Genomic DNA, 24,212 nt, shown 5'->3' with positions numbered 1-24,212 from the left:
TATCCTCTTTACATAATATACACTATGTAAATTTATTTGTCAAGCCAGGATGGCAACTCGACCATCAATTTGCGCAAGGCCTGGCCCCGGTGGGATTGCTCGTTCTTTTCTTCAAAGGGGAGCTCGGCTGCAGTCAGGTCGCCATTGCCGACCAAGAAAATCGGGTCGTAGCCAAAGCCATCTTCCCCTTTAGGTGCTGTGGCGATTCTACCAGGCCAGTCGGCATCAATGACCAGACTTTCCTTTCCAGGCATGGATGCGACGAGTGTCGTATGGAAATGGGCGGTTCGACGTTCTGGTATTAGGGCTGTTGAAGCCAGCTCATGAAGGAGCTTGGACATGTTTTGCTCGTCTGTTGGGTCTGGACCGGCAAAGCGGTGGCTCCAGACACCAGGCAGGCCACCGAGGACATCGACACAGAGGCCTGAGTCGTCGCCCACGACCAGCTCACCTGTGATTTCAGCGATGGTCTCCGCCTTGAGGCGGGCATTGCCTTCAAAGCTGTCGGCCGTCTCTTCGATTTCAGGGAGCTCAGGATAGTCGTTAAGGGTCTTGATGCTGTAGCCCCGGTCTGAGAATAGGGCTTCAAATTCTCTGGCCTTGCCCTGGTTTCGAGTAGCGACGATAAGAGTTTTTGTCTTGGGCTGACTTTGGCTGAGGTCAACTTCTTCTACTTTAATATCATCAATATTGAGCCATTGGCCTGCAATCGCCTTAAAGGTAGCCGGGTCACCCGTTGTATAAAAACGGTGCTGGATAGCTTCTCGCTCGCTGCCTGAAATCAGGAAGTAATTGGACAGGACAGAAATATCCCGGACCGTCTCAGCCCCTGAGTCGATGAGCTGGACCTCTGGGCCCATCTCCTCCTGGATCAGAGGCTTGAGCAGGGGATAGTGGGTACAGCCTAAAATCAGGCTGTCGACCTTGCCTTTTAATGGAGCAAGGCTTTCTTTGACGACGGCCTTAGCCTCTGGCATTGCCATCATATTAGCTTCGACCAGGGGGACAAATTTAGGGCAGGCCAGGCTCGTCAGCTCAACACTCGGTGACTTGCGGTGAATGATGTCCTTATAGGCTGAGGATTTGACAGTAGCTTCGGTCGCAATGACGGCGACCTGCTTGCTGCGGGTCTTTTGGACCACTGCTGAGGCACCGGCTTGAATCACACCCAGGACAGGGATGTCGAGTTTTTCTTTGACGTCCTCCAGGGCGACAGCGGTTGCTGTATTGCAGGCCATGACAATCATTTTTACATTTTTAGAAAGGAGAAAATTAACCATCTCCCAAGTGAAGGCCAAAATTTCATCTTTATTTCTTGAGCCGTAGGGGGCCCGCTTTGAGTCACCGATGTAGATGACTTCTTCGTTAGGCAGTTGCCGTAAAAGCTCTTTGACGACCGTGAGGCCACCAACACCTGAGTCTAAAAATCCAATAGGTCTATTGTCCATCTTTGCTCCTTTTCATAACTAATATTATGTAAAATATCCTGTAAATAGAAAACAGATTGCTCTGTTTTTCTTACTTCTTCTTTTTTTCTGCCTGTTTCGCTGATTGACGAATCTGACGGAGGACTTGTTGTACCTGAGTCTCAGAAGGCTTACGGCCCATAGAGCTCATCATCATGCGAACCGCATCTTCATTGAGGGGCGGGTTTTCCATGAGGATTTTCTTGGTCTGGCGTTGGCTAATCCAAACCCCAAGAGCCGTCCCAGCCAGGAGGGCAACAATAGCAATAATAACTACGATAACGATATTCATCAGATCACCTTTCAAGTTTTTGAATGATACTTAATTATATCAAAAAAACTGAGGGTTGTCAGTTTTTTCTGCTGTCAATACAGGTTGTTAAGGTTTATAAGCTCTTTGCTGAGAAATGAGGTAAGTTGTGCTTAAGTCGTTCCAGAGCAGAGTGGCCAGGATTTGGCCCTGGGCCGGCAGCGAAGCTTCCAGCTTCCATGCCTAATTTGTGAGGCCTAACGGTCTCCCAAATTGCCTTTCACTGGGCGAAATCCCAGCCACTCTGCTCCTTCACTGTGTATAGTCTCCCCACTCATGTTTTTTTGGGAACGAATGATCTGCTATTGAGCTCAGCAGCAGTTAAGAAAAAGCCCATTGAATAGTGAACAAGGCACACGAGAAACCAAAGAGATCGACCTTTAGCAATGAAAGCGAAGCTTTCCTTACCCCCATGCGACTGACTGGCTAGCAAAATAAAAACAGCCCTGCTTCAGGCAAGGCGTATCTCCATCACATCTTATAAACTGGCAAATACTTATTAGCATAATTCAAAAGCTCAACAATCGTCTTGAGGGGCTGTGCATTCAGATTCAGCTCCTTGTGCTGTTCGCTGAAGACCTTCTTGGTCTCCGCTTGGGCCTGGCTACCATCATAAGGTCCCTTGCCTACGAAGTCGCCCTTGACGATAATACGTTGTCTGGCTTCTGGGTCGGCACAGGTGACCAGCGTGATTTCGCTCTTGCCAGGCTTGTCGTCGATGACGGAGACGGCATCAGGATTGACTACGGTCACGCTTGAGACCTGGTACTCGTAGATATTTTCCTTATCTGTGGTATAGATTTTCATGCCGGTCTTGGCATGCTCGAGTGGTGTAAAGAGGAGGCTCAGGTCGCTGTCATAGCCGGTGACGTTATGGCTGGCCAGGGCATAGTTGCCTTGGCCCATGACCTGGTTGGCCTTCATGGTGCCGGCCCCGTACATGAGCGCGTCACTATCGACCCCCTTGAAAATCGGAAGGCTCAGGCCCACATCGGGCATGACAATCTGGCCAATCACAGGGAGTGGCGGTGTGCCAAACTGGTAGTTGACCACGTCGTTAAAGCTGACCGCCTTGACGCTGGCAAAGTCGAAGTTGCCCTGCTTTTCCTGATTTTTAACAATCTCTGTCCGGCTGACATTGTGAATCTGGTAGAGGCCACTGTTCAGGCCAATGAAAAAATTACGGACAGGCTCGTTAAAGACGAGGACGAGTCCGACCAATAAAAGGAGGACAATCAGCGTGTTGACCAGGCCATTACTGCTTTTTTTCTTCTTCTTTGCTTCCATTCATTCCTCTTAAATGTTCATTTTTCTTAATACTAAGTCTAACATAAAAAGGGCATTAAGACTAGCCCTTTGCCTGTCTGAAATCATCAGTCAGAGGCCTCTGAAATATCAGCAATCTTAAATTGACTGTCTTTTGAAAGCGTGAATTTATCCTTCATGCCAGGCGTCAAAAAAATCCGATTTTTCTTGTCGATGAAGATGGCCTGGACCTTCTCATGATGGAGGATATAATCATAGCCCTTCTTGGTGCCCATGGCGTAGACCATCATAGAAAGGCCGTCGCCATTGGTCGGATCATCGCCAGAAATCAAGAGGGTGACGCTAGCCAGGTCATTGTCAAAAGGATAGCCAGTCTTAGGGTCCAGAATATGCGAATAACGCTTGCCATCTGCCAGGAGATAGCGTTCGTAGATGCCTGAGCTGTTGATGTGCTGGTTGCTGGCTGTGATCACACCGAGCTGGTCGCCGTTTGGCTGGTTGGGGTCTTTAATGCCGATTTTCCAGGGCTGACCAGCACCACGGGCAGAATCGCCGATGACATAAATCGAGCTGGAACCCAGGTCCACAATTCCAGAGGTCACCCCCTTGCTCTTGAGATAGTCAACCATCTTCATGGCCACATAGCCCTTTGTAATCGAGCCTAAATCCAGCGACATGCCAGCTTTCTCAAGCTCGATACTCTTTTGCTCGTCATTAAAATGAATGTCTTTGTAATCTATCAGATGGACTGCCTGGTCAATCTCAGCCTGACTCGGCTTTTTGGCATCTGGGAAGCCAATGTGCCAGAGGCCACTCAACGGGCCGACTGTAATGTCGTAGCCTTCATGCTTGGCAGAATACTGGTAGCCGAGCTTGACGAGCTGGTAGACGTCGTCAGTGACTCGGACGGCTGACTCGCCAGCAGAATCATTGATCTTCTTGATTTCAGAGTTCTTGGCCTTCATGCTGATGAGGTCGCTGTAAGACTCGGCGATCCGCAGGGCCTCTTGGGCAGCTGGCCGTTTGCCTGGATTGTAGACGCTGACCTGGACATAGGTCCCCATGGTTGTGGTCGATTCCTTGATGGGATTGGTCAGGAGCTCACTGCTTTCTTTTTGGGAGCTGCAGGCTGTGAGGAGCAGGAGGCTGACAGCTGTGAGTGCGATAGCTAAAGTTTTTTTCATTGGCTTTACCTAGGAAAAAGACAACGTGAAAACGTTGCCTCCCTTTTTATTCTTCTGTTGTGGTCTCAGTGGCTTTTTCGTCTTCGTTTTCAGCTTCTGCTTCAGCTTCAACCAGGGCAAAGGTTACAATCTGAGCCTTGTCGTCCAGTCTCATGACCTTGACACCTTGAGTGGCACGGCCAGTTTGAGAGACGTTTTGGACATTGGTCCGGATAATGACACCTGTGTCTGTGATGACCATGATGTCTTCATCGCCTGAGATGGCGGTCAGTCCAGCAAGTTTACCGGTCCGCTCGGTCACGTTCATGACCTTGATTCCTTTACCGCCACGGCCCTTGGTCGGATACTCTTCAGCAGCTGTCCGTTTTCCAAGACCGTTCTCTGAAATGACGAGGACTTCTTGGTCATTGTTGACGGTTGAGGTGCCAACGACGTAGTCGCCTTCACGGAGGTTCACCCCCTTGACCCCAGTGGCTCCGCGGCCCATATCACGGACGAGGCCTTCTTCAAAGCGGACAGAGTAGCCGTTGTGGGTCCCGATGATGATTTCTTGTGAGCCGTCGGTCAGAAGGACATTGATCAATTCGTCGCCTTCACGGAGGTTGAGGGCTTTCAGGCCGTTGGTCCGGATGTTGGAGAATTGGCCAATATTTGTCCGCTTGACGATCCCGTTTCTTGTGGTAAAGAAGAGATAGCGTTCGGCTTCTGACTTATCGACGTTAATCACGGTCTGGATCTTCTCGCCATCGTCGAGCTTGAGCAGGTTGACGATAGGGAGACCCTTAGCGGTCCGTCCGTATTCAGGGATTTCATAGCCCTTCATCCGGTAGACCCGGCCTTGATTGGTAAAGAAGAGGAGATGGTCATGGGTCGAACTTGAGACCAGGTGTTGCACAAAGTCATCATCGGTCATACCCATGCCTTGCACGCCACGGCCACCACGTTTTTGAGCACGGAACTCATCGTTTGGCAGGCGTTTGATATAACCCTTGTTTGAGAGGGTAATCAAGACGTCTTCTTCTTCAATCAGGTCTTCGTCTTCGAGGTTGAGGACCTCGCCGACCAGGAGCTCTGTTCGGCGTTTATCAGCAAACTTCCGTTTGACTTCTTCCAGCTCTTCACGGATGATAGCCTTGACGCGTTCTGGCTTGGCGAGAATATCAGCCAGGTCAGCAATCAGTGCAACCAGTTCATTGTATTCATTTTCAATCTTGTCACGTTCCAAGCCGGTCAGACGACGGAGACGCATGTCGAGAATCGCTTGAGATTGCTTCTCAGAGAGGCTGAACTCGCTCATCATGGTCTGCTGGGCAATGGCATCGGTCTGGCTCTCACGGATAATGCTAATCATCCGGTCGATGTTGTCCAGTGCGATCCGCAGGCCTTCCAAGATATGGGCCCGGGCTTCTGCACGGGCCTTGTCAAAGGCGGTCCGGCGTTCGACGACTTCAATCTGGTGCTCGATATAGTCGGTCAGGATTTGACGGAGCGAGAGGATTTTAGGAATGCCCTTTTCGATAGCCAGCATATTGAAACCAAAGGAAGTTTGGAGGCTGGTCAGTTTGAAGAGGTTGTTGAGGATGACGTGGGCTGACATGTCACGGCGGACCTCGATGACCACACGGATTCCTTCACGGTTGGACTCATCACGGACGGCGGTCAGGCCTTCGACCCGTTTTTCGTGGTTGAGACGGACGATGTGCTCGACCAGCTTGGCCTTGTTGACCATATAAGGTAGCTCAGTGACAATGATGCGTTCCTTGCCACCGTTAAGCTCTTCGATTTCGGTCTTGGCACGAAGTGTAATCGAGCCTTTCCCGGTCTCATAGGCCCGACGGATGCCGGATTTACCCATGACCAAAGCTCCTGTAGGGAAATCAGGGCCAGGCAGGACGCTCATGAGCTCTTGCGTGGTCGCTTCTGGATTTTCCATGAGCATGTCGACAGCATCGATGGTTTCGCCCAGGTTATGAGGCGGGATGTTGGTTGCCATCCCGACGGCAATCCCTGTCGTCCCGTTGACGAGGAGATTTGGGAATCGGGCTGGCAGGACTTCTGGTTCACGCTCGGTCCCATCGTAGTTGTCGATGAAGTCAACCGTGTTCTTGTTGATGTCCTTGAGCATTTCCAACGTAATCTTGTCCATGCGGGCTTCGGTATAACGCTGGGCCGCTGCCCCGTCGCCGTCCATAGAACCAAAGTTCCCGTGACCGTCGACAAGCATATGCCGGTAGCTCCACCATTGGGCCATGCGGACCATGGCTTCATAGATTGAGCTGTCGCCGTGGGGGTGGTATTTACCCATGACGTCACCGGTGATACGGGCAGATTTCTTGTGGGGTTTATCGGGCGTTGTGCCCAGCTCATTCATCCCGTAAAGAATCCGGCGATGGACGGGCTTGAGACCATCCCGTACGTCAGGCAGGGCACGGGCCACAATGACTGACATGGCATAGTCTCGGAAACTTGTTTTCATTTCTTCGGCTAGATTGACGTTGACAATATTTTTATCTTCCATCTTGCTCTCTTTCAAGGTTAACTTACCTATAATTATAACAAAAAAACTAGCTTATTGCTAGCTTTATCGGGATTTAGGAGGCTTTTGGAAGTGCCTGAATGTATGGGTCCGTTTCGTTCCGGAAAACAGGGCGGATGGAGTGGGGGGGCCGGGAGCGAAGCCTTTGGCTTCCATCCCTAATTTTTGAGCCTAGGTCTCAAAAATTGCCTTATTCCACTGCATCCGCCCTGTTTTCCTGCACTCCACTTGTGCCTTTTATTGGGCTTTTAGGGCCTCGCTAATTGCTTCTCCGCCTGTATGCATACCAAGCACTTTTCCAATAGTATTCGGATGGTTGAGAATCGCCGTAAGTGTTTCTGCTACGTCTTCGATATGGGCTGGAGCAGACTGGCTGTCATTTAGGCTGATTTGGCCTGTGCCTGCTTCTTCTTTGAGGCTTCCTGGCTGGAGGATTGTATAGTCGAGGCTGGTCTGCTCGGTCAAATACAGGTCGGCAAAGTACTTGGCGATATAGTAGTCCTTCAACTGCTCAAAGCCTGGGCCGACCCAGCGTTCTGGTTCGAGGGCGAAGATGCTACTGAGGAGGACGAAGCGTTTGACGCCGGCCTTCTCACTCGCCTGCATGAGCTGGGTCATACCAAAAAGGTCGATTTGTAGGAGGCTCTTGCCGGCTGATCCTGCGGTCACGATGATGGCGGCATGGCCTTTGACGGCTCTGGCCATTTCATCGACTGACAGGGTCAGGTCAAAGTCCACCGGAGTCATCCCGTCCATAACTGGCAGACGCTCAGGCTTGCGAGCCCCAGCTGTGACCGTATGTCCTGCTTCAACTAATTTTTCTAAAGTTTTAAGGCCAACCCGGCCGCTAGATCCTGCGACAAATACTTTCATAATTTCTCTTTTCTATTTTGACTTAACGACGCATCTTGGTCCGCTCTGGGCTGACCCAGGTGCCTTCACCTTCCATGCCCATGACAGCCTTGATGGCTGGGATAAAGGTAGTAATGATGGAGACAATATTAATCTGCCAATACATGGCCATATACAAGGGAGCAAAGAAGATATACTTGAGCTTGGCCCTGTGATTGTCTAAAAGCAGGCTGACAAGGAGCTGACAGAAGCCGATGAAAATCATGAAACTAAAGAAGATAAAGACCACGTCGGTCGACTTGTTAATCTCATGAAAATCGCCGACCAGGATAAAGTAGACGAACTGGGCTAGCGTGATCAAGGTCCCAATCACATAAAAGAAGGCCCAGGCGATAGAGCCCGTCTGATCGAGCAGCATGATGGTCTTAGGTAGGTTCTTGAGAGGGTGTCTCAAAATCCGCTTGAAATTGGTAATCCAGGCCTCTGTCCCACCCTTGGCCCAACGTTTTCTTTGCTTGTAGAGCATGTCGATGGTATTGGGCACATTCATGTAAAACATGATGTTGGGAGCAAAGACAGCATGCCAGCCGTTAAACTGCTGGTCCCAGGCAATGGAAATATCCTCGGTCGCCCGGTCTTGTCGCCAGAGGCCGACATCGTAGACGGCTGATTTACGGTACATGGTATTGGCACCAGAATAGGCATACATAGAGCCCAAGACACCCATCTGCGCCCGCTTGATAATGCCAACAATCGAAGAAAATTCGACGGTCTGAGACTTTTCGACCAGCAGACTCCGGTTTTGCACGTCCATATTGGCGGTGACAGCACCGGTATTCTGGTATTTCTTACCCAGGAAATGTTGCATGTACTTCCAGAGGGCGTCTTTTTCAGGGACGGTGTCGGCGTCATTTGAGAGGATAAACTCTCCTTTGGCAAACCCCAGGGCGACGTTGAAGGCATGGGCTTTGCCCTTATTGGCTTCAATGCGGAGGACCCTCAGTTTATCGTATTTTGCCATCAAACGCTGGAGAATATAGGGAGTGGTATCGGTTGAGCCGTCATCACAGACCAGGATTTCGTAGTTGCTGTAGTTGATTTCATTGGCCAGATAGTCAATCGTGTCCTCAATCATCAGCTCTTCATTGTGGGCTGGGACGAGAATCGTAATCATCGGCTCATCTTCAGGAGCGATTCTCGTATAGTGCTTGATCCGGCCATTATAAAAGAAACGGTAGAAAATACCACCGATAATCCAGGCCATGGCCCCAATCAGCGGATAAAAAAAGAGGAGGTCGGCCGTATAATTTATCAGACTCATTTGATTTCCAATCCTTTTTCCTTAAATAGTCCCTCTACTTCACCGTTTTGGAAGTTTTGTTCTGCCTTGACACTGTAGAAACGGATGCTCTCACGGCTTTCTCGGTCGCCGAAGCGGGCTTCATAAAAGCTGTCGAGCGCTTCTTCTCTCTGCTTGACCTTGGCTTCATCGTAGAGCTTGTGTCGCTCAAAATAGACTTTTTCATTATGATTATTTCTGAGCAAAAGAAAGATAGAAAATGCCATGACCACTGCAAAACCAACTGTCAAAGCCAATGAGACATAGTTGGTAAAGTCGTGGCCTTCTTCATTGCTCCAGTGGTACATGAAGGGGATGAAGGCCTTTGGGCTGTAGGAATTGATGATCGAGAGCTGTGAATAAAAGAAACCGCCCCAGAGAATGACTGGTACTGCAATTTCACGGACTTTTAACATCCAATTTGATTTTGCAAAAAATAAATCTTCGACAAAGCCCCCTTCTAGGACATTGTCAAATTTCTTTTTCTTGACTGCTAACAATTAAATTTCCTCGTTTTTTAATTCTTGGTATTGATGGACCAACTTCTCTTTCTGTGCTTGGGTCAGCAAGGGATTCTCCTCTTCTTTGAGGAGGCGGACCGCTTCTTCAAAACAATCAGCCTGGCCGTTGGCTTCATATTGGGCAATCCGGTCTAGGGCGTTGAAGTTGATAAATTCTTCTGGGAGTTTGGGATGGCTGACGGCCTCATCATTGAGAACCGCTTCAACCTCTTGGATTTTTGGTCGGACTTCCTTGGCAAATTCAGGCATGAGTTTTTGTTGTTTGGCTGTCTTGCCGGCTGGGAGATAGTCCTGATACCAAAGAAACTTAAAGCCGACATTGAGCACGATGCCTAGTGTCACTGTGACAAAGCTAGCAACGAACATCCGCAGGAAGCTTTCTGTCGGGCTAGTCTCAGCGATTGATTTTCCGACCAGGCCTGAGCCGTTGATGGTGTAGATCGTAATCAAAATCAAGGGCAGAATCAGGCAGGCAATCAGGGCCTGCTGGTTGACCAGCTTGTTCGCCCGGTATTCAAATTCCCGTTTGAGGTCGTTAATTCCAAAAATCCCTCTTTCAAGGACTTCCAGTGCATCCATCAGGCGTGAGCTATATTCTTTGAGCATGATTGATTTCCTTTCTGTCCTTATTTGCTGTTAGATGGCGTTTCTTCTTCGTCATCTTTTTTACGGCGTTTCCAGCCAAAGAGGAGGGCAAGTAAGCCTCCAGGAATCAGGCGTTCAACAAGGAGCCAGAGGCCGGCAGAAAGGCCAATACCGACAACGGCACCGCCACCACCAGCTGATTCAACAGCGATTGCATGTAACAAAGCTTTACGTTCCTTTTCTTTTTTTTCAGCAGCCAAGCTGGCCTGGTCGACTTTGTGACTCGTTGTCTTTTGGGCTGTGCTGGTCTGCTTGCTAGACTTGTTTTTCTTATTGTTTTGGGGAGTTGGGCTTGGTTGGCTTGGCTCTGGTTTGCTAGTGCTAGGTGTTTCTGCTTCAGTGGGCGCCGTTGTTTCTGGGGTTAGATCGTCGTCTGAGCGGTCTGGGAGAATGACCGGCTGGGATTGGCGGACCTTATTTGGAGTGTTTGGTGTGTTTGGTGCCTGTGGGCTAGTCGCCTGGGTCGGTGTCGTTGGAGTCACGGCTATAGTTGGTTGAGTCGGACTTGTTGGAGTTGTTGGACTTGTTGGAAGCGTTGGAACTGTAGGTTGACTAGGTGCTGTCGGACTCGTTGGCCGGCTCGGTGTTGTAGGTTGACTAGGTACTGTAGGCTGACTTGGGATAGTCGGCAAAGTTGGAGCCGGTCCCTTAACATAGATAGTGAAGTCATTTGAAGTCGCACTATAAGTCGTATGGGCCGCCAGGGCCTCAGTCAGACTGCTGTAGCTCTTGCCATCTGGCCCAATGACTGAAGTCAGCGTCTGGTCACTCGCCAGGTTCAAGTCAGGCTCAGCGATCGTCCTATCGGTCAGGCCCTGCTCTGTGATATCCGCAGGCAGCTTTCCGCTGGAAGGCGTCGCCCATTTGAAATTAAACTGCGCCGTCTGCTCATCAGCCTGATAATAAACCTTTATCGGTCCGCTCTGGCTGTTGTTTTCAAGGGTCAGGGCTGGATCAGACTTGACATAGCTGTAACCTGGGACACTCACGGCCGGAAAGCTATAGCTCGTCGGCCTGCTTTCAAAGCCTGCATCAGGAGCGATGACAGAAAGGCTGTCCCCGACATTTCCGATGATTTGTGAGGCTGAAGTCCCTGGAATAGCCTGCTGGGTCGCATCGTCCAAATAATCGACCTCTACTTGACCTGTTCCTTTGCCAGCAATCAAGGCCGAGCCGTCATTGGCATAGGTCATGCTACTGTAATTACCACCGGTCGCCCCGACAACGCCGAGTGACAATGATTTGCTGACCGTCAGTTGTTGGGCTTCAATCTGGTATCTCTTGCCGGCATCACTACCAGTCAAAGCCGTGAGCTCATAGCTCAGGCTTCCCGTCACAGTCCCGTCAGGATTCACCGTCTCCGGAGTCCAGCTCAGGCTCATTTTTTCAGTAATCTTGTTTGTGCTGTAAAGGCCAGATTTTTCGCCTGCATCTGGAGCACCGACTGCTGGATAACTCGACGTCAAGAGCTTGCCCGTAGCATCCGTCTGGCGAATGGCAATCCCGTCCGCCCCTTTACGGTTGCTATTGATGGTCTGCCCTGGAATCTCCTCATCGACATCAGAGTTACTATATAAGTCTCGGCCTGCAAAAATAGAGTTACTCAGTCCGCCTATCCCGAGGTTTTCTCCAACAGAATGCGACAGGTTCGCCTCAATCTGACTGGCATTGGCAGGGGTCATGATAAATCCAAGCGAATCCCCACCGTCCATGGCATTGGCGTCATAGACTAGTAATGAGCTCTCAACCGAAACTGAGAACTGGCCAGAAAAGGCCACCTTCTGCGTCATGTCCAAGGCCCCATTAAAGAGGGCGAGGCCAGCCTGCGACTTATCATTGACGAGCTGGCTTGTAAAAGGACTATCCAAGGTCTTGCTTGCAGAACCTGAAAGACTCCAGTTACTCGACTCCTGGACATCGCCGGCAGTATAATTATGGTTCCCTGTATCCGTCGTCAGCCCAGGCATCAGCGACTGACTCAAGCTCGACGCATAGGCACTTTGCCCAAGGCTGACCGGACTCTGCCCCTGGCTCATCTGATAAGCCTCCAAAACAGCCGTGCTCAAAAGCAAGCCAGTGATGATAATGGCAGATTTTTTCCCTGTGGTCTTCAAATTAAAAGCGAGCATGACGATTTTGATTCCTTATAAGAATTATAGATTATATTATTTTATAACTTTAGACTTGATACCACAAGTAATTTGTCTCGCAAATTTCATATTTATTTCTTTTGGTACTTTTGATGCGAAAGCGAAATAATTATAAAGGGCTTTCATGATTTTCAGGCATCAAAAAAATGGAAAACCGCAGTTCCCCATTCATTTATCAGCTCCTTATTTCAATTTTACAGAAACAAGTCTGATATTTTCATCTGTAATCGGATGGCCGTTTGAAGTCCGCTCAGAAAGTCTGAGGTCATCCAAAATCACGTCAAAGACCTTGGCCTGGTCCGTCGTGATTTCCAGTGTTTCAACCGAAGGAAGGCTGCTTTCAGCCTCCGTCACAACGTTTGCTTCCTGGCTAAACAAGTCCAGCTCATCGCTCATGACCTCAGCCACATCTTTAAGTTTCGCCGTCACAAGGCCAGCCGCAAAGACTGTATGCGGAGCTGTCTTGAGGGGACGCAGGACCTGAAGTCCCCGGTTTGCCCTTGATGTCGCAGGAATCTCGTCCGCCTTGACCCGCTTGATAAAGCCACGCTGGGTCAGGAGATACCAGCTGTCAGCCGTCACAAAGAAGGCTGAAGCAATCTGGTCGTCGCCCTTGAGGTTCATGGCCTTGACGCCAGCGGCCTTGGCCCCGATGACAGGGACATCGTCCAGATTAAATCGGAGAGCGTAGCCTGTCTCAGAGACCAGCATGATGTCACTCGTCTTGCTCTCGCTGACCAGGACGACCTTATCTGACTCAGACTTGAGCTTGGCATAGACGGTCGACTTGCTCTTATAGGTCCGCCAAGGCTTAAAGGCAGAGCGTTCCACCTGCTTGATTTGACCGTTTTTGGTGACAATCGTGTAGACGCCCTCATCAAAGTTGCCGACAATCTCAACATGGATAATCTTTTCAGCAGAGTCAAAATTGCTCAATGTCTGAGAAAGATGCTCGCCGATGTCCTTCCAACGCAGGTCAGAAAGCTCGTGAATCGGCCGGTAGATAAGATTTCCCCGGTCTGTAAAAATCAAGAGTTGCTGGGTCGTCTTGGCATTCTGCCAGAAAACAAGCTCATCGTCGTCACGCTTCCCGATTTCTTCAATCTTAGATGAAGCAAAGCTACGAGGCGAGGTCCGCTTGATATAGCCAGAGCGGGTCACAGAGACCACCGTATCCTCTTCGACAATCAGGTCGCTGACCTCGATTTCGATGCTTTCGACCGCATCTTGAAGCTCACTGCGACGTGGCTTACCGAATTTCTTCTTGACCTCACGGAGTTCCCGCTTCATCAGATTAAAGAGTGTGCCTTCATCATTGATGACAGCCTTGAGCTCTAAAATCTTCTGCTGGAGCTCTTTTTGCTCTTCTTGCAGGGTCACGATGTCGGTATTGGTCAGGCGATAAAGTTGCAGGGTCACGATGGCCTCCGCCTGCTCTTCGGTAAAGCCAAAGCTGATCTTGATGTTTTCCTTGGCATCCGACTTGTTCTCGCTGGCCCGGATGGTAGCGACGACCTCATCGAGGATGCTGACCATCTTGATCAGCCCATCGACTATATGGAGGCGTTTTTCAGCCCGACGGAGGTCGTACTGACTCCGCTTGACGATGACTTCCTGCCTGTGGGCCACATAAGCCTTGAGTATCTGGATGACACCGGTCTGGACAGGGGTCATCTTGTCGATCGCGACCATGTTGAAGTTATAGTTGATCTGCAGGTCGGTATTCTTCAGCAGATAGTTCAGCACCAGCTGACTGTCAGCCTCTTTTTTGAGGTCAATGGCAATCCGCAGGCCTTCACGGTCTGATTCGTCACGGACTTCAGCGATGCCAGGCACCTTGGCGTTGACACGGACCTCATCGATTCGCTTGACCAGGTTGGCCTTGTTGAGCTCATAAGGAATCTCAGTGATGACGATCTGCTCACGACCACCCTTCATGCTCTCGATAGAGGTCCGAGCCCGGAGGACGATTCGGCCCTTTCCGGTCTCGTAAGCCTTTTTGATTTCATCGCGCCCTTGGATAATCGCAGCGGTCGGGAAATCAGGCCCAGGCATAAGCGTCATGATTTTTTCGACGTCAGCATTGGGATGGTCAATCATATAGACCGTTGCATCAATGACCTCGCTCAGATTATGGGGCGGAATGTCCGTCGCATAACCAGCAGAAATACCTGTTGAACCATTGACCAAGAGATTGGGGAAACTGGCTGGCAGGACGGTTGGTTCTTTTTCCGTGTCGTCAAAGTTCCAGGCCGTGCTGACCGTCTCTTTTTCAATGTCCTGCAAAAGATAGCCAGAAATCTCAGAAAGCCGGGCTTCTGTATAACGCATGGCAGCTGGTGGATCACCGTCCATTGAACCGTTATTCCCGTGCATTTCGATTAAGGGCTCGCCCATTTTCCAGTCCTGTGAAAGCCGGATCATGGCGTCATAAATCGAGCTATCGCCGTGGGGGTGGAAGTTACCCATGATGTTCCCTACAGACTTGGCCGACTTACGGTAGGCCTTGTCAAAGGTATTGCCATCCTTGTTCATGCTATAGAGAATACGGCGTTGAACAGGCTTCAGGCCATCACGAATATCGGGCAGGGCCCGCTCTTGGATGATGTATTTAGAATAGCGACCAAATCGGTCGCCCATAATCTCTTCTAAGGGAAGAGACTGTATTCTATCATTTGCCATTTTGTTTCCTTAATAATTAATTGAGTTCGATGAGCCAGAAAGTTGGGAAATTAGATAAATCCCACAACCTGCCTTTGGCAGAACCTGAAATTTCCTAAAGACCAACTTTCTGAACGGGCTCATCTCACATCTTGTTTTTATTTTTTATAATCTGCAATAAAATTCGCTTTTTGCATTTCCTTGAGGAAGTCGGAGTGGATGCAGACTTCTTCGTTATTTTCCAGGGCAATCAGGAGGCTGGCCCCGCTTGAGTATTCCTGGAGGATGCCCATGCCCTTGACATTCAGCATGGCCCAAGACTTGTGCTCAACCTCACGATAGTAGACCAGGCCACGAGTAATCGGCAGCCCCAGCTCACGCCGGAGTTCTTCAGAAATGCTGTCAGGAGAACCTTTCTGGACCTGGACGAAACCAGAAGCCGTGTAGATGAGCTTCTTAGCAGTCGCTTCCTCAGGCTGATCTACGGAAAAGTCGGAGAAGAGGTCGAGTTGTTCGTCTTCAGGAGTCGCAGTGGCCTTAGGAGCTTTAGCGACAGTTTTCATCATCTTCTTCGCAACAGGCACAGATACCGGCCGTTCAGTCTCGTCTACTAATCCCAGCAAATGCTGATAAAGCTTCGCCGTGATCAGGCAGTCGTTCAAAGCATCATGGCTCCGGACATCAGACATCCCCAGCTGTTTTTTAAGATTTTCCAACTTATAAGACTTGGCTGAAATCAAGCGCTTGGCCTCGACCATCGTGTCATAGACTTCAAAGCTCTCAGTCAGCTCTAGGCCAGTATCTTCCACTTCCTGTAGGAGAAAGCTCATATCAAAATTCGCATTATGGGCAATCAAGAGACTGCCTGAAATAAAGCTCAGAAAATCCGGCAGGACCTCAGCAATGACCGGCTTATCCAGCAAGTCCTTGCCATGAATCCCCGTCAGATTAGCGATATGCGTCGACACATAAGACCGCTCAGGCTTAATCAGCTGATTAAACCTGGCGACTTCTTCATGCGTCTCGGCATCAAACTTGACCGCACCAATCTGGATGATTTCATTTTTGACCGGCGAGAAACCCGTCGTTTCAAAGTCAAAGACAACATAGCTTTTCATTAAAATACAGTCTCTTCTTCTAAAGTAAACTTGACGTTATTTTCAATCCACTTCCGACGAGGTTCGACCTTGTCGCCCATGAGGACAGAGACCCGCTTTTCAGCCTGGGCTGCGTCGTCAATGGTCACCTGAATCAGTGTCCGCGTTTCAGGGTTCATGGTCGTCTCCCAGAGCTGGTCAGCGTTCATTTCACCGAGTCCCTTATAACGTTGGAGATTGGCGTTTTTACCAAAGTCCTTGCGGAGGTCGTCGAGCTCAGCGTTGGTCCAGGCATACTCGACCTTTTCCTTCTTGCCTTTACCCTCACTTAGCTTATAAAGCGGCGGCAGGGCAATATAGACATTGCCGGCTTCAACGAGAGGTTTCATATATCTATAGAAGAAAGTCAGCAAGAGGACCTGGATGTGAGAGCCGTCATCGTCGGCATCGGTCATGATGATGATCTTGTCGTAGTTCTTGTCTTCTAGGCTAAAATCAGCACCGACACCTGCACCAATCGTGTAAATCATGGTGTTGATTTCTTCATTTTTTAAGATGTCTTGCATCTTCGCTTTTTCAGTGTTGATGACCTTACCACGCAGGGGCAAAATCGCCTGGAACTTCCGGTCACGGCCCTGTTTAGCAGAACCACCGGCCGAGTCCCCTTCGACCAGATAGAGCTCGTTCTTGCTTGGATTCTTGGTCTGGGCAGGCGTCAGTTTGCCAGAAAGCAGGCCCTTGTCCTTCTTCTTCTTGCCATTGCGGGAGTCTTCCCGGGCCTTGCGGGCCGCTTCGCGGGCTTCCCTCGCCTTGATGGCCTTACGAATCAGGTTTTGAGCTAAGTCCCCATTTTCAAGCAGGTAAAAGCTTAATTTTTCAGAAATCAGATTATCAACAATCGGACGGGCCAGAGGGGAGCCGAGCTTGTCCTTGGTCTGACCTTCAAACTGGAGATGTTCTTCTGGGACCAGGATAGAAAGGACGGCCGTCAAGCCTTCCCGGTAGTCCGAGCCTTCCAGGTTCTTGTCTTTTTCCTTTAAGAGGTTAGTCTTTCGGGCGTAGTCATTCATCGCCTTGGTCAGTGCTGCCTTGAGACCGGCTTCGTGAGTCCCGCCATCTTTGGTCCGCACGTTGTTGACAAAGGAGAGGATGTTTTCAGAGTAGCCGTCATTGTATTGGAGGGCCACTTCGACGTGAAATTCATCTTGGTCGCCTTCAAAATCAAGGACGGGTGTGAGTGTGTCCTTGTCTTCATTCAGGTATTTAACAAAGTCTTGGACGCCGTTTTCATAGTGAAACTCGGCCTTCTCAGGCTCTTCTTGACGGAGGTCAGTCAGGGAGAGGGTCACGTCTTTCAGCAGAAAGGCAGATTCATTAAGGCGTTCAAAGATGGTCTGATACTTAAAGTCGGTGGTTGAGAAGATCGTTGCATCCGGCATGAAGGTAACCTTGGTACCCGTCTTAGACTTGGGCGCCGTGCCGATTTTGGTAAATTTATCAGTCGGGTGTCCGCCGTTTTCAAAGCGGGCCCGGTAAACATTGCCGTCTCTGGTCACTTCTACTTCTAGCCAAGTCGACAGGGCATTGACGACTGAAGAGCCGACACCGTGGAGACCACCAGAGGTCTTGTAGCCCCCCTGGCCAAATTTACCACCAGCGTGGAGGACGGTGAAGATGACCTCGACCGTAGGAATCCCGCTGGCATGCATGCCGACCGGCATCCCACGACCTTCGTCGCTGACTGAGAGCGAACCATCTGCATTGATGGTCACGTCGATTTTAGTCCCGAAGCCTGAGAGGGCTTCATCAACCGCATTGTCGACGATTTCCCAGACCAAGTGATGGAGGCCAGTCGCGTCTGTCGAGCCAATGTACATCCCAGGACGCTTGCGAACAGCGTCCAGCCCTTCCAGGACCTGGATTGCACTATCATCATAATTATTTACATTTATTGCCAATTTCTTCTCCTATTCAATGCTAGAACAGGCCTAGCATACAAATATTCATCTTAGCTATTGTATATTTTTGGATGACGTTTGTCAAAAATCCGTCGTTGGCTTTCTTTTGGTAAATTCTTGAGGAGTCGCTAGCTTTCAGGCATTTTGGAAAGGGCATAGAGAGGTCGGAAGCAGACAGCTTCGCTAGTCAATCAAAAGCCGGCAGCAAAACCGCAACAATCCCATTAACAAGAATATGTTATAATAGTAAGAAATATTTTTTATCAATGAAAGTAAAACATGCTCTTAACAATTCTTCTACTTATTATAAGCTACCTTTTAGGTGCTGTCCCTGCTGGTCTTTGGGTGGGGAAGATTTTCTTTAACAAGAACCTTCATGACTTTGGTTCTGGCAATACCGGGACGACCAATACCTTTCGGATTCTTGGCCGGACAGCTGGGATTGGGGTCTTTGCCTTTGACCTGCTCAAAGGCACGCTGGCTGTCCTCCTGCCGACTTTCTTTCATCTTCACGGCCTCTCGCCCTTGATTTTTGGCCTCTTTGCTGTGATTGGCCATACCTTTTCTGTCTTTGACGGCTTCAAGGGGGGCAAGGCGGTGGCGACTTCTGGTGGCGTGGTCCTGGGCTTTTCTCCCCTCTTTCTCGTCTATATTTTGGTCGTCTTTGGCATCGTCCTCTTCCTATTTAGTATGATTTCTCTCTCGAGTATTGCGGCGGCGGTCTCGGCCTTGATTGGGATTGCGATTTTCCCTGCCTTTCATTTTATCCTTCAAGACTATGATTTATTATTCAGCCTGATAATTTTAGTGCTTGCCCTCATCATTATTTTGAGACACCGGGCCAACATTTCTCGGATAAAATCCAAGACTGAATCGCTTATTCCTTGGGGTTTAAACCTTTCAGGCCAACACAAGATATAGTGTTTGATAAAAGTTTAATTATGTAAAAGCACAATATATAGTCCCAAAGACTTGACTAAGTCTTTTTTTTATACTAGAATTGGAACATATCAATTTTAGAAATTTTGGAGTATCAAGATGGTTACAGTCTATTCAAAAAACAACTGCATGCAATGTAAAATGGTAAAGAAATGGCTCAATGAGCACAATGTTGCCTTTTCTGAAATTAACATTGACGAACAACCAGAATACGTCGCTACTGTCAAAGACATGGGCTTCCTGGCTGCTCCAGTCATCACAAAAGATGACTTTGCCTTCTCAGGCTTCAACCCTTCTGCCCTGGCAAAATTGGCTTAAATCATGAAACTTGTCTTTTTTTCTGTCACTGGTCAAACCCGTCGCTTTGCTGAAAAGACCAAGCTTAGCCAACAGGAAATCCTTGCTGACGACCCAGAAATGGAAATGAGCGAGGACTTCTTGCTGGTCGTGCCCAGCTATGCTGAAGAAAGCCCGACCGTCTCAAAATCTATCGAAATCATGGACCCTGTCTTTGAATTCATGGCTTATAAAGACAATGTCAAGCACTGCAGAGGCATTATCGGCACAGGTAACCGCAACTTTGCTGGCATCTATATCTTCACAGCCAAGGAGCTCTCAGCAAAGCATCAAATCCCCATCCTCTACGACTTTGAATTCTCAGGCACGCCTGATGATGTCGCCAAGGTCGAAGAGATTGCCGACCAGCTTGATGCCGGACACAGCATCCACAGCCATCACAATCACTGATATAAGCCCTAGTGCCTTCCGCTAGGCTTATTCTTATCACGATAAGGAAAAACTATGTCTCTTAAAACACTCGAAGATGTGAGCTATTTCAAGCTCAACAACGAAATCAACATCCCGGTCAACAACTCAATTCCACTGGGCAAAGACAAGGAAGCAATCGTAGCTTTTTTCAAGGAAAACGTTGCCCCTAACCGCTTTACAGCAGCAAGCTACATGGAAAAGCTGGAAGCCCTGATTTCTGAAGACTACCTCGAAGAAGCCTTCATCCGCAATTACAGCCCTGAATTTATCGAGGGTCTCCATCAAAAGCTGGTTGACTTTGGCTTCCACTTTGATTCATTTATGGCGGCTTACAAGTTCTACAATCAATACGCCATGAAGAACAACGACGGCAGCCTCTACCTCGAAGACTTCGAGGACCGGGTCCTGATGAATGCCCTCTACCAGGCAGACGGTGACGAAAAACTCGCCACGGCCCTTGCCTTTGCCATGATCAACCGCCGTTATCAACCTGCGACGCCAACCTTCCTCAATGCAGGACGTAAACGTCGTGGCGAGTTCGTCAGCTGTTTCTTGCTCCAACTCACAGATGACATGAACTCGATCGGTCGGACCATCAACTCTGCCCTCCAGCTCTCTAAAAACGGTGGTGGGGTCGGTCTCAACCTCTCCAACCTCCGTGCAGCTGGTGCCCCTATCAAGGGCTACGATGGGGTTGCAGCCGGTGTCGTCCCTGTCATGAAGCTCTTTGAAGATAGCTTCTCTTATGCTAACCAACTTGGCCAACGCCAAGGGGCTGGTGTGGTCTATCTCTCTATCTTCCATCCCGACGTCATGCAATTCCTCTCGACTAAAAAGGAAAACGCCGACGAAAAGATCCGTGTGAAGACCCTCTCTCTCGGCCTCAACGTTCCTGACAAGTTCTACGAACTCGTTGCAAAGGGCGAAGACATGTACCTCTTTGAGCCATATTTTGTCGAAAAGAAATACGGGATTCCATTTGCAGAAGTCGATATCACTGCTGAATATGACAATCTCCTGGCTGACGATGAAATCCGCAAGACCAAGATTTCAGCCCGTGAACTCGAACAAGAAATCTCAAAACTCCAGCAGGAATCAGGCTATCCCTACATCATTAACACAGACATCGCCAACCGGGCCAATCCAGTGGCCGGCCGGATTTCTATGTCAAATCTCTGTACAGAAATCCTGCAAGTCCAGACCCCCTCAGTATTGAACGACGACCAGACCTACGCACAAGTCGGGACTGACGTCGCATGTAACCTGGGCTCTACAAACATCATCAACATGATGACTGCTGGTAGCGAGTTCGGCCCTTCTATCGAGGCCATGGTCCGTGCACTGACTTACATCTCACTGACTTCAAACCTTGATACAGTGCCAACTGTCCGCAAAGGAAACAGTGAAATGCGTGCGATTGGTCTTGGGGCCATGGGCCTTCACTCATACCTCGCAATGAACCACATTCACTACGATAGCAAGGAAGCCGTAGAGTTCACGAGCGTTTACTTCATGCTCCTCAACTACTATACGCTGAAAGCTTCTAACAAGCTCGCTGTTGAACGTGGCGAAAGCTTCAAAGGCTTTGAGGACTCTGAGTACGCGTCTGGTGTCTACTTTGATAAATACCTCAAGCATGACTTTTTCGCTGCTGTGTCTGATAAAATCAAGGGACTTTTCGATGGCATCGAAGTGCCAAGTCTTGAAGATTGGGCACAACTTAAGAGCGAAGTACAAACTGGTGGACTCTATAACTCTTACCGCTTAGCAGTGGCTCCTAACGGCTCTATCAGCTATATCAACGACTGTTCTTCTTCTATCCACCCTATTGTTAATCGTATCGAAGAACGCCAGGAAAAGAAGGTCGGCAAGATCTACTACCCAGCTGCTGGACTTTCTACAGATACCATTCCTTACTACAAGTCAGCCTACGATACAGACATGCGTAAGGTCATCGACGTCTATGCTGCCGCTACAGAGCACGTTGACCAAGGCCTTTCTATGACCCTCTTCATGCGCTCTACTATGCCTGATGACCTCTATGAATGGAAATTGACCACCAATAAGATGACCACGCGTGACCTCTCCATCTTGCGTAACTATGCCTTTAACAAGGGCATCAAGTCTATCTACTATGTCCGTACATTTACTGATGATGCCGCTGAAGTTGGGGCGAATCAATGTGAATCTTGTGTCATTTAATGTGACAATGCTTGTAACTCGCTTTCGCTCGAACAAGCAAACGCCAGCTCTTATATGAGCTGGCTAGTCACCTTATTAGGAAAAAGATAAAAAATGATCGTTTTTATCTTTTTCCGTCATAATAAAAGGAAAAAACCATGTCTGAACAAAACCAAAAAGTCTCTACCTACTACTCAGCCATCAACTGGAATGCCATCGAAGACGCGCTTGATAAGCACACCTGGGAAAAGCTGACCAGCCAATTCTGGCTGGATACCCGTATCCCAGTCTCTAACGACCTGGACGACTGGCGGAAACTCCCTAAGGTTGAGCAGGACACCTTTGCCAAAGCCTTTGCCGGTCTGACATTGCTCGATACCCTCCAATCTGTCGACGGTGCTGAAGTCCTCAAGGCTGATGCCCGGACCCCTCAGGAAATCGCCTGCTTCAATAACATCCAGTTTATGGAGTCCGTCCACGCCAAGTCTTACTCAACCATCTTTTCAACCTTGAACACCAAGGCTGAGATTGAAGAACTCTTCGACTGGGTCGACACCAACAGCTTCATGCAAAAGAAGGCTGAAATCATCAACTCTTACTATGAGGCTGAAGCGCCTGCTGATGCAAGCGAGCACGAAAAGCTTATCGTTGGCCTCAAGAAAAAGGTTGCCTCAGTCTTCCTTGAAACCTGCCTCTTCTACTCTGGTTTCTATACGCCTCTCTGGTATCTTGGTAACAACAAGATGACCAACTCAGCTGAAATCATCAAACTTATCATCCGTGATGAATCTGTCCACGGAACCTACATTGGCTACAAGTTCCAACTCGGTTTCAACGAACTCACAGATGAAGAGCAGTCTGAATTCAAAGACTGGATGTATGACCTCCTCTATACGCTTTATGAGAATGAAGAAGCCTACTCACACCTGCTTTACGATGAAATCGGCTGGACTGATGAAGTCTTGAAATTCGTCCGCTACAACGCCAATAAAGCCCTCATGAACCTCGGCCAAGATCCCCTCTTCCCAGACACTGCTGCAGACGTTAACTCTGTCGTGATGAACGGTATTTCTACCTCTTCAAGCAACCATGACTTCTTCTCACAAGTTGGTAATTCTTACCTGCTTGGTGAAGTGGAAGCCATGTCTGATGAAGATTATATGATTGGGTTGAAGAAATAAGGATATGAAAAAAGACTGGCAACAGTCTTTTTGATTTAACATTTTTTTGGCAGATTGCAAGTCCAAGTTAGCCGGTCAAACTCATCTCAAATGAACTCTTATAATTAAACATTTTCCTTGGATAAGTATTTATCCAATACTCAATAACGGCGACTTCTTCCGGAGTCGTCTTTGTTGTGCCTTTTGGCAGGTGTCTGAGAATCATGCGATTATGATTTTCATTGGTCCCACGTTCTGAGCTTCGTGGCTTGTATAAGCAATTCCTCCGCCAACGGCGAGGACAATTACGGCTACAGAGGTCAAGAAGATACGGTTTTTCTTGTTGAGTTTAGTCATGATGTTTTTTCCTTTTTGTTACATTTTAAGCTATAAATATTATAGCATCTTTTATGAGTTTGTAAAGTCGATTTTATTGATACAAACCTTTCAATAAAAAAGAACCCCACCGCTTGCGGTGGGGTGGGGTTCTAGAGGAGTGGTATAATTAGGTTTCGTGCTGAGTATAATGGAAGAGAGAATTGAGGTATTGACTAGCTGTAGAAAAGGATTGTAGTGAAATGAATGGATCGCCTTGTTTAGATATGTTAACTTTTCTAAAGCTTCCTGCCCATTTATAAACATCTTGAAAAAGATAGCGGTGTATATCTTTTATATCATCGATAGTTTTTACAAAAATAGGCTTGAAAATTAATTCAAGACCTCTTTGCGTGACATAGATGTTTTCATTTTTAATTGCTTCTTGAGGGCTAGTGTAACCTTGAATATTGATTAAAACTGTAGAATTAGGATAGGTGTAGATTTGTTCAGGGTCAACATATTCATAAGAATCGTATTGTTTTTTAGGCATTGGCTAGTTCTAACCTTTTTTCTTGACTATGCTTTTTGAGAGTTTCAATAAATTTTTTATCAGGCTCAAAAGATTCAAATTTTGCTGAACCAGCTACATACCAAACGGCTTTAAAGTCTTCATAATTATCAAACTTTACGCCTAGTATAGTCATATCTTTTTCACTAACATCAAAATTCAAATGGTGACATTAAGTCAAGAAACTGGACACCAAAATGGGTAAATTACCTTTCTGCCTATGCGGCTAATTTTTGTTGTTTATGTTCAAATTCATTGGGCGTTAAATAATTGAGCCCTTGATGAATCCGATT

21 protein-coding genes and 1 pseudogene are annotated in these 24,212 nt (G+C 48.4%); 5 read left to right on the top strand and 17 right to left on the bottom strand.

Going from position 1 to position 24,212, the window contains the following annotated elements:
- Positions 1-32: 32 nt before the first annotated feature.
- From racE to parE, 13 genes are all read right to left on the bottom strand, one after another.
- Positions 33-1,448, bottom strand: a complete 1,416-nt coding sequence (racE, locus tag NtB2_RS06535; protein WP_109246149.1) for a glutamate racemase — start codon at positions 1,446-1,448, stop codon at positions 33-35.
- Between the two features lie 70 nt (positions 1,449-1,518).
- Positions 1,519-1,758, bottom strand: a complete 240-nt coding sequence (locus tag NtB2_RS06530) for a YneF family protein (protein ID WP_109246148.1) — start codon at positions 1,756-1,758, stop codon at positions 1,519-1,521.
- 489 nt (positions 1,759-2,247) lie between these two features.
- Positions 2,248-3,063, bottom strand: coding sequence for a class A sortase (locus tag NtB2_RS06525; RefSeq protein WP_109246147.1), 816 nt, complete (start codon positions 3,061-3,063; stop codon positions 2,248-2,250).
- Between the two features lie 86 nt (positions 3,064-3,149).
- Entirely contained in the window at positions 3,150-4,226 is a 1,077-nt protein-coding gene (locus NtB2_RS06520) for an FAD:protein FMN transferase (protein WP_109246146.1), read from the bottom strand.
- 46 nt (positions 4,227-4,272) lie between these two features.
- Positions 4,273-6,744 (bottom strand): DNA gyrase subunit A, encoded by a 2,472-nt coding sequence (gyrA, locus tag NtB2_RS06515; RefSeq protein ID WP_109246145.1) that lies wholly within the window; start codon positions 6,742-6,744, stop codon positions 4,273-4,275.
- A gap of 255 nt (positions 6,745-6,999) precedes the next feature.
- A complete protein-coding gene (locus NtB2_RS06510) occupies positions 7,000-7,635 on the bottom strand; it encodes an SDR family oxidoreductase (RefSeq protein WP_109246144.1) in 636 nt (211 codons plus the stop codon).
- A 22-nt stretch (positions 7,636-7,657) separates the two neighbouring features.
- Entirely contained in the window at positions 7,658-8,935 is a 1,278-nt protein-coding gene (locus NtB2_RS06505; protein WP_109246143.1) for a glycosyltransferase family 2 protein, read from the bottom strand.
- Positions 8,932-9,453, bottom strand: coding sequence for a hypothetical protein (locus tag NtB2_RS06500; RefSeq protein WP_109246142.1), 522 nt, complete (start codon positions 9,451-9,453; stop codon positions 8,932-8,934). Before NtB2_RS06500 ends, NtB2_RS06505 begins: the two co-directional genes overlap by 4 nt.
- On the bottom strand, positions 9,454-10,080 hold the full coding sequence (locus NtB2_RS06495) for a hypothetical protein (protein ID WP_109246141.1): 627 nt from the start codon (positions 10,078-10,080) through the stop codon (positions 9,454-9,456).
- A 20-nt stretch (positions 10,081-10,100) separates the two neighbouring features.
- Entirely contained in the window at positions 10,101-12,248 is a 2,148-nt protein-coding gene (locus tag NtB2_RS06490; RefSeq protein WP_109246140.1) for a lectin-like domain-containing protein, read from the bottom strand.
- Between the two features lie 204 nt (positions 12,249-12,452).
- Positions 12,453-14,951 (bottom strand): DNA topoisomerase IV subunit A, encoded by a 2,499-nt coding sequence (gene parC, locus NtB2_RS06485; protein ID WP_109246139.1) that lies wholly within the window; start codon positions 14,949-14,951, stop codon positions 12,453-12,455.
- Between the two features lie 137 nt (positions 14,952-15,088).
- Complete coding sequence (locus NtB2_RS06480) at positions 15,089-16,048, bottom strand: 3'-5' exonuclease (protein WP_109246138.1); 960 nt, start codon at positions 16,046-16,048, stop codon at positions 15,089-15,091.
- Complete coding sequence (gene parE, locus NtB2_RS06475) at positions 16,048-17,985, bottom strand: DNA topoisomerase IV subunit B (protein WP_109246137.1); 1,938 nt, start codon at positions 17,983-17,985, stop codon at positions 16,048-16,050. Before parE ends, NtB2_RS06480 begins: the two co-directional genes overlap by 1 nt.
- 279 nt (positions 17,986-18,264) lie before the next feature.
- On the opposite strand from parE, the gene plsY reads away from it, so the two are divergent.
- The 5 genes from plsY (at position 18,265) to nrdF (ending at position 23,054) form a co-directional block, all read left to right on the top strand.
- Entirely contained in the window at positions 18,265-18,906 is a 642-nt protein-coding gene (gene plsY, locus NtB2_RS06470; RefSeq protein ID WP_109246136.1) for a glycerol-3-phosphate 1-O-acyltransferase PlsY, read from the top strand.
- 117 nt (positions 18,907-19,023) lie between these two features.
- Entirely contained in the window at positions 19,024-19,242 is a 219-nt protein-coding gene (gene nrdH, locus NtB2_RS06465; RefSeq protein WP_109246135.1) for a glutaredoxin-like protein NrdH, read from the top strand.
- Between the two features lie 3 nt (positions 19,243-19,245).
- Positions 19,246-19,671: a class Ib ribonucleoside-diphosphate reductase assembly flavoprotein NrdI gene (nrdI, locus tag NtB2_RS06460; protein ID WP_109246134.1), complete on the top strand. Its 426-nt coding sequence runs from the start codon at positions 19,246-19,248 to the stop codon at positions 19,669-19,671.
- Between the two features lie 54 nt (positions 19,672-19,725).
- Positions 19,726-21,894 carry a class 1b ribonucleoside-diphosphate reductase subunit alpha gene (gene nrdE / locus NtB2_RS06455; protein ID WP_109246133.1) on the top strand — a complete coding sequence of 723 codons (2,169 nt, stop codon included), beginning with the start codon at positions 19,726-19,728 and terminating at the stop codon, positions 21,892-21,894.
- A gap of 137 nt (positions 21,895-22,031) precedes the next feature.
- Positions 22,032-23,054: a class 1b ribonucleoside-diphosphate reductase subunit beta gene (gene nrdF / locus NtB2_RS06450; protein ID WP_109246132.1), complete on the top strand. Its 1,023-nt coding sequence runs from the start codon at positions 22,032-22,034 to the stop codon at positions 23,052-23,054.
- A gap of 67 nt (positions 23,055-23,121) precedes the next feature.
- Here nrdF and NtB2_RS06445 read toward each other — a convergent pair.
- The 4 genes and pseudogenes from NtB2_RS06445 to NtB2_RS06435 form a co-directional block, all read right to left on the bottom strand.
- A pseudogene (locus NtB2_RS06445) lies at positions 23,122-23,295 on the bottom strand (IS30 family transposase); the annotation flags it as partial.
- Positions 23,256-23,390: a hypothetical protein gene (locus NtB2_RS08795; protein WP_263970116.1), complete on the bottom strand. Its 135-nt coding sequence runs from the start codon at positions 23,388-23,390 to the stop codon at positions 23,256-23,258. The pseudogene NtB2_RS06445 and the gene NtB2_RS08795, both read right to left, overlap by 40 nt.
- 148 nt (positions 23,391-23,538) lie before the next feature.
- Positions 23,539-23,901 (bottom strand): Fic family protein, encoded by a 363-nt coding sequence (locus NtB2_RS06440; protein ID WP_109246131.1) that lies wholly within the window; start codon positions 23,899-23,901, stop codon positions 23,539-23,541.
- Entirely contained in the window at positions 23,894-24,082 is a 189-nt protein-coding gene (locus NtB2_RS06435) for a hypothetical protein (protein WP_109246130.1), read from the bottom strand. Before NtB2_RS06435 ends, NtB2_RS06440 begins: the two co-directional genes overlap by 8 nt.
- Positions 24,083-24,212 lie beyond the last annotated feature (130 nt).

Source organism: Lactococcus termiticola (genome assembly GCF_003116835.1).
Taxonomy (GTDB): domain Bacteria; phylum Bacillota; class Bacilli; order Lactobacillales; family Streptococcaceae; genus Lactococcus; species Lactococcus termiticola.
This window is presented reverse-complemented; position numbering and strand designations above follow the sequence as displayed.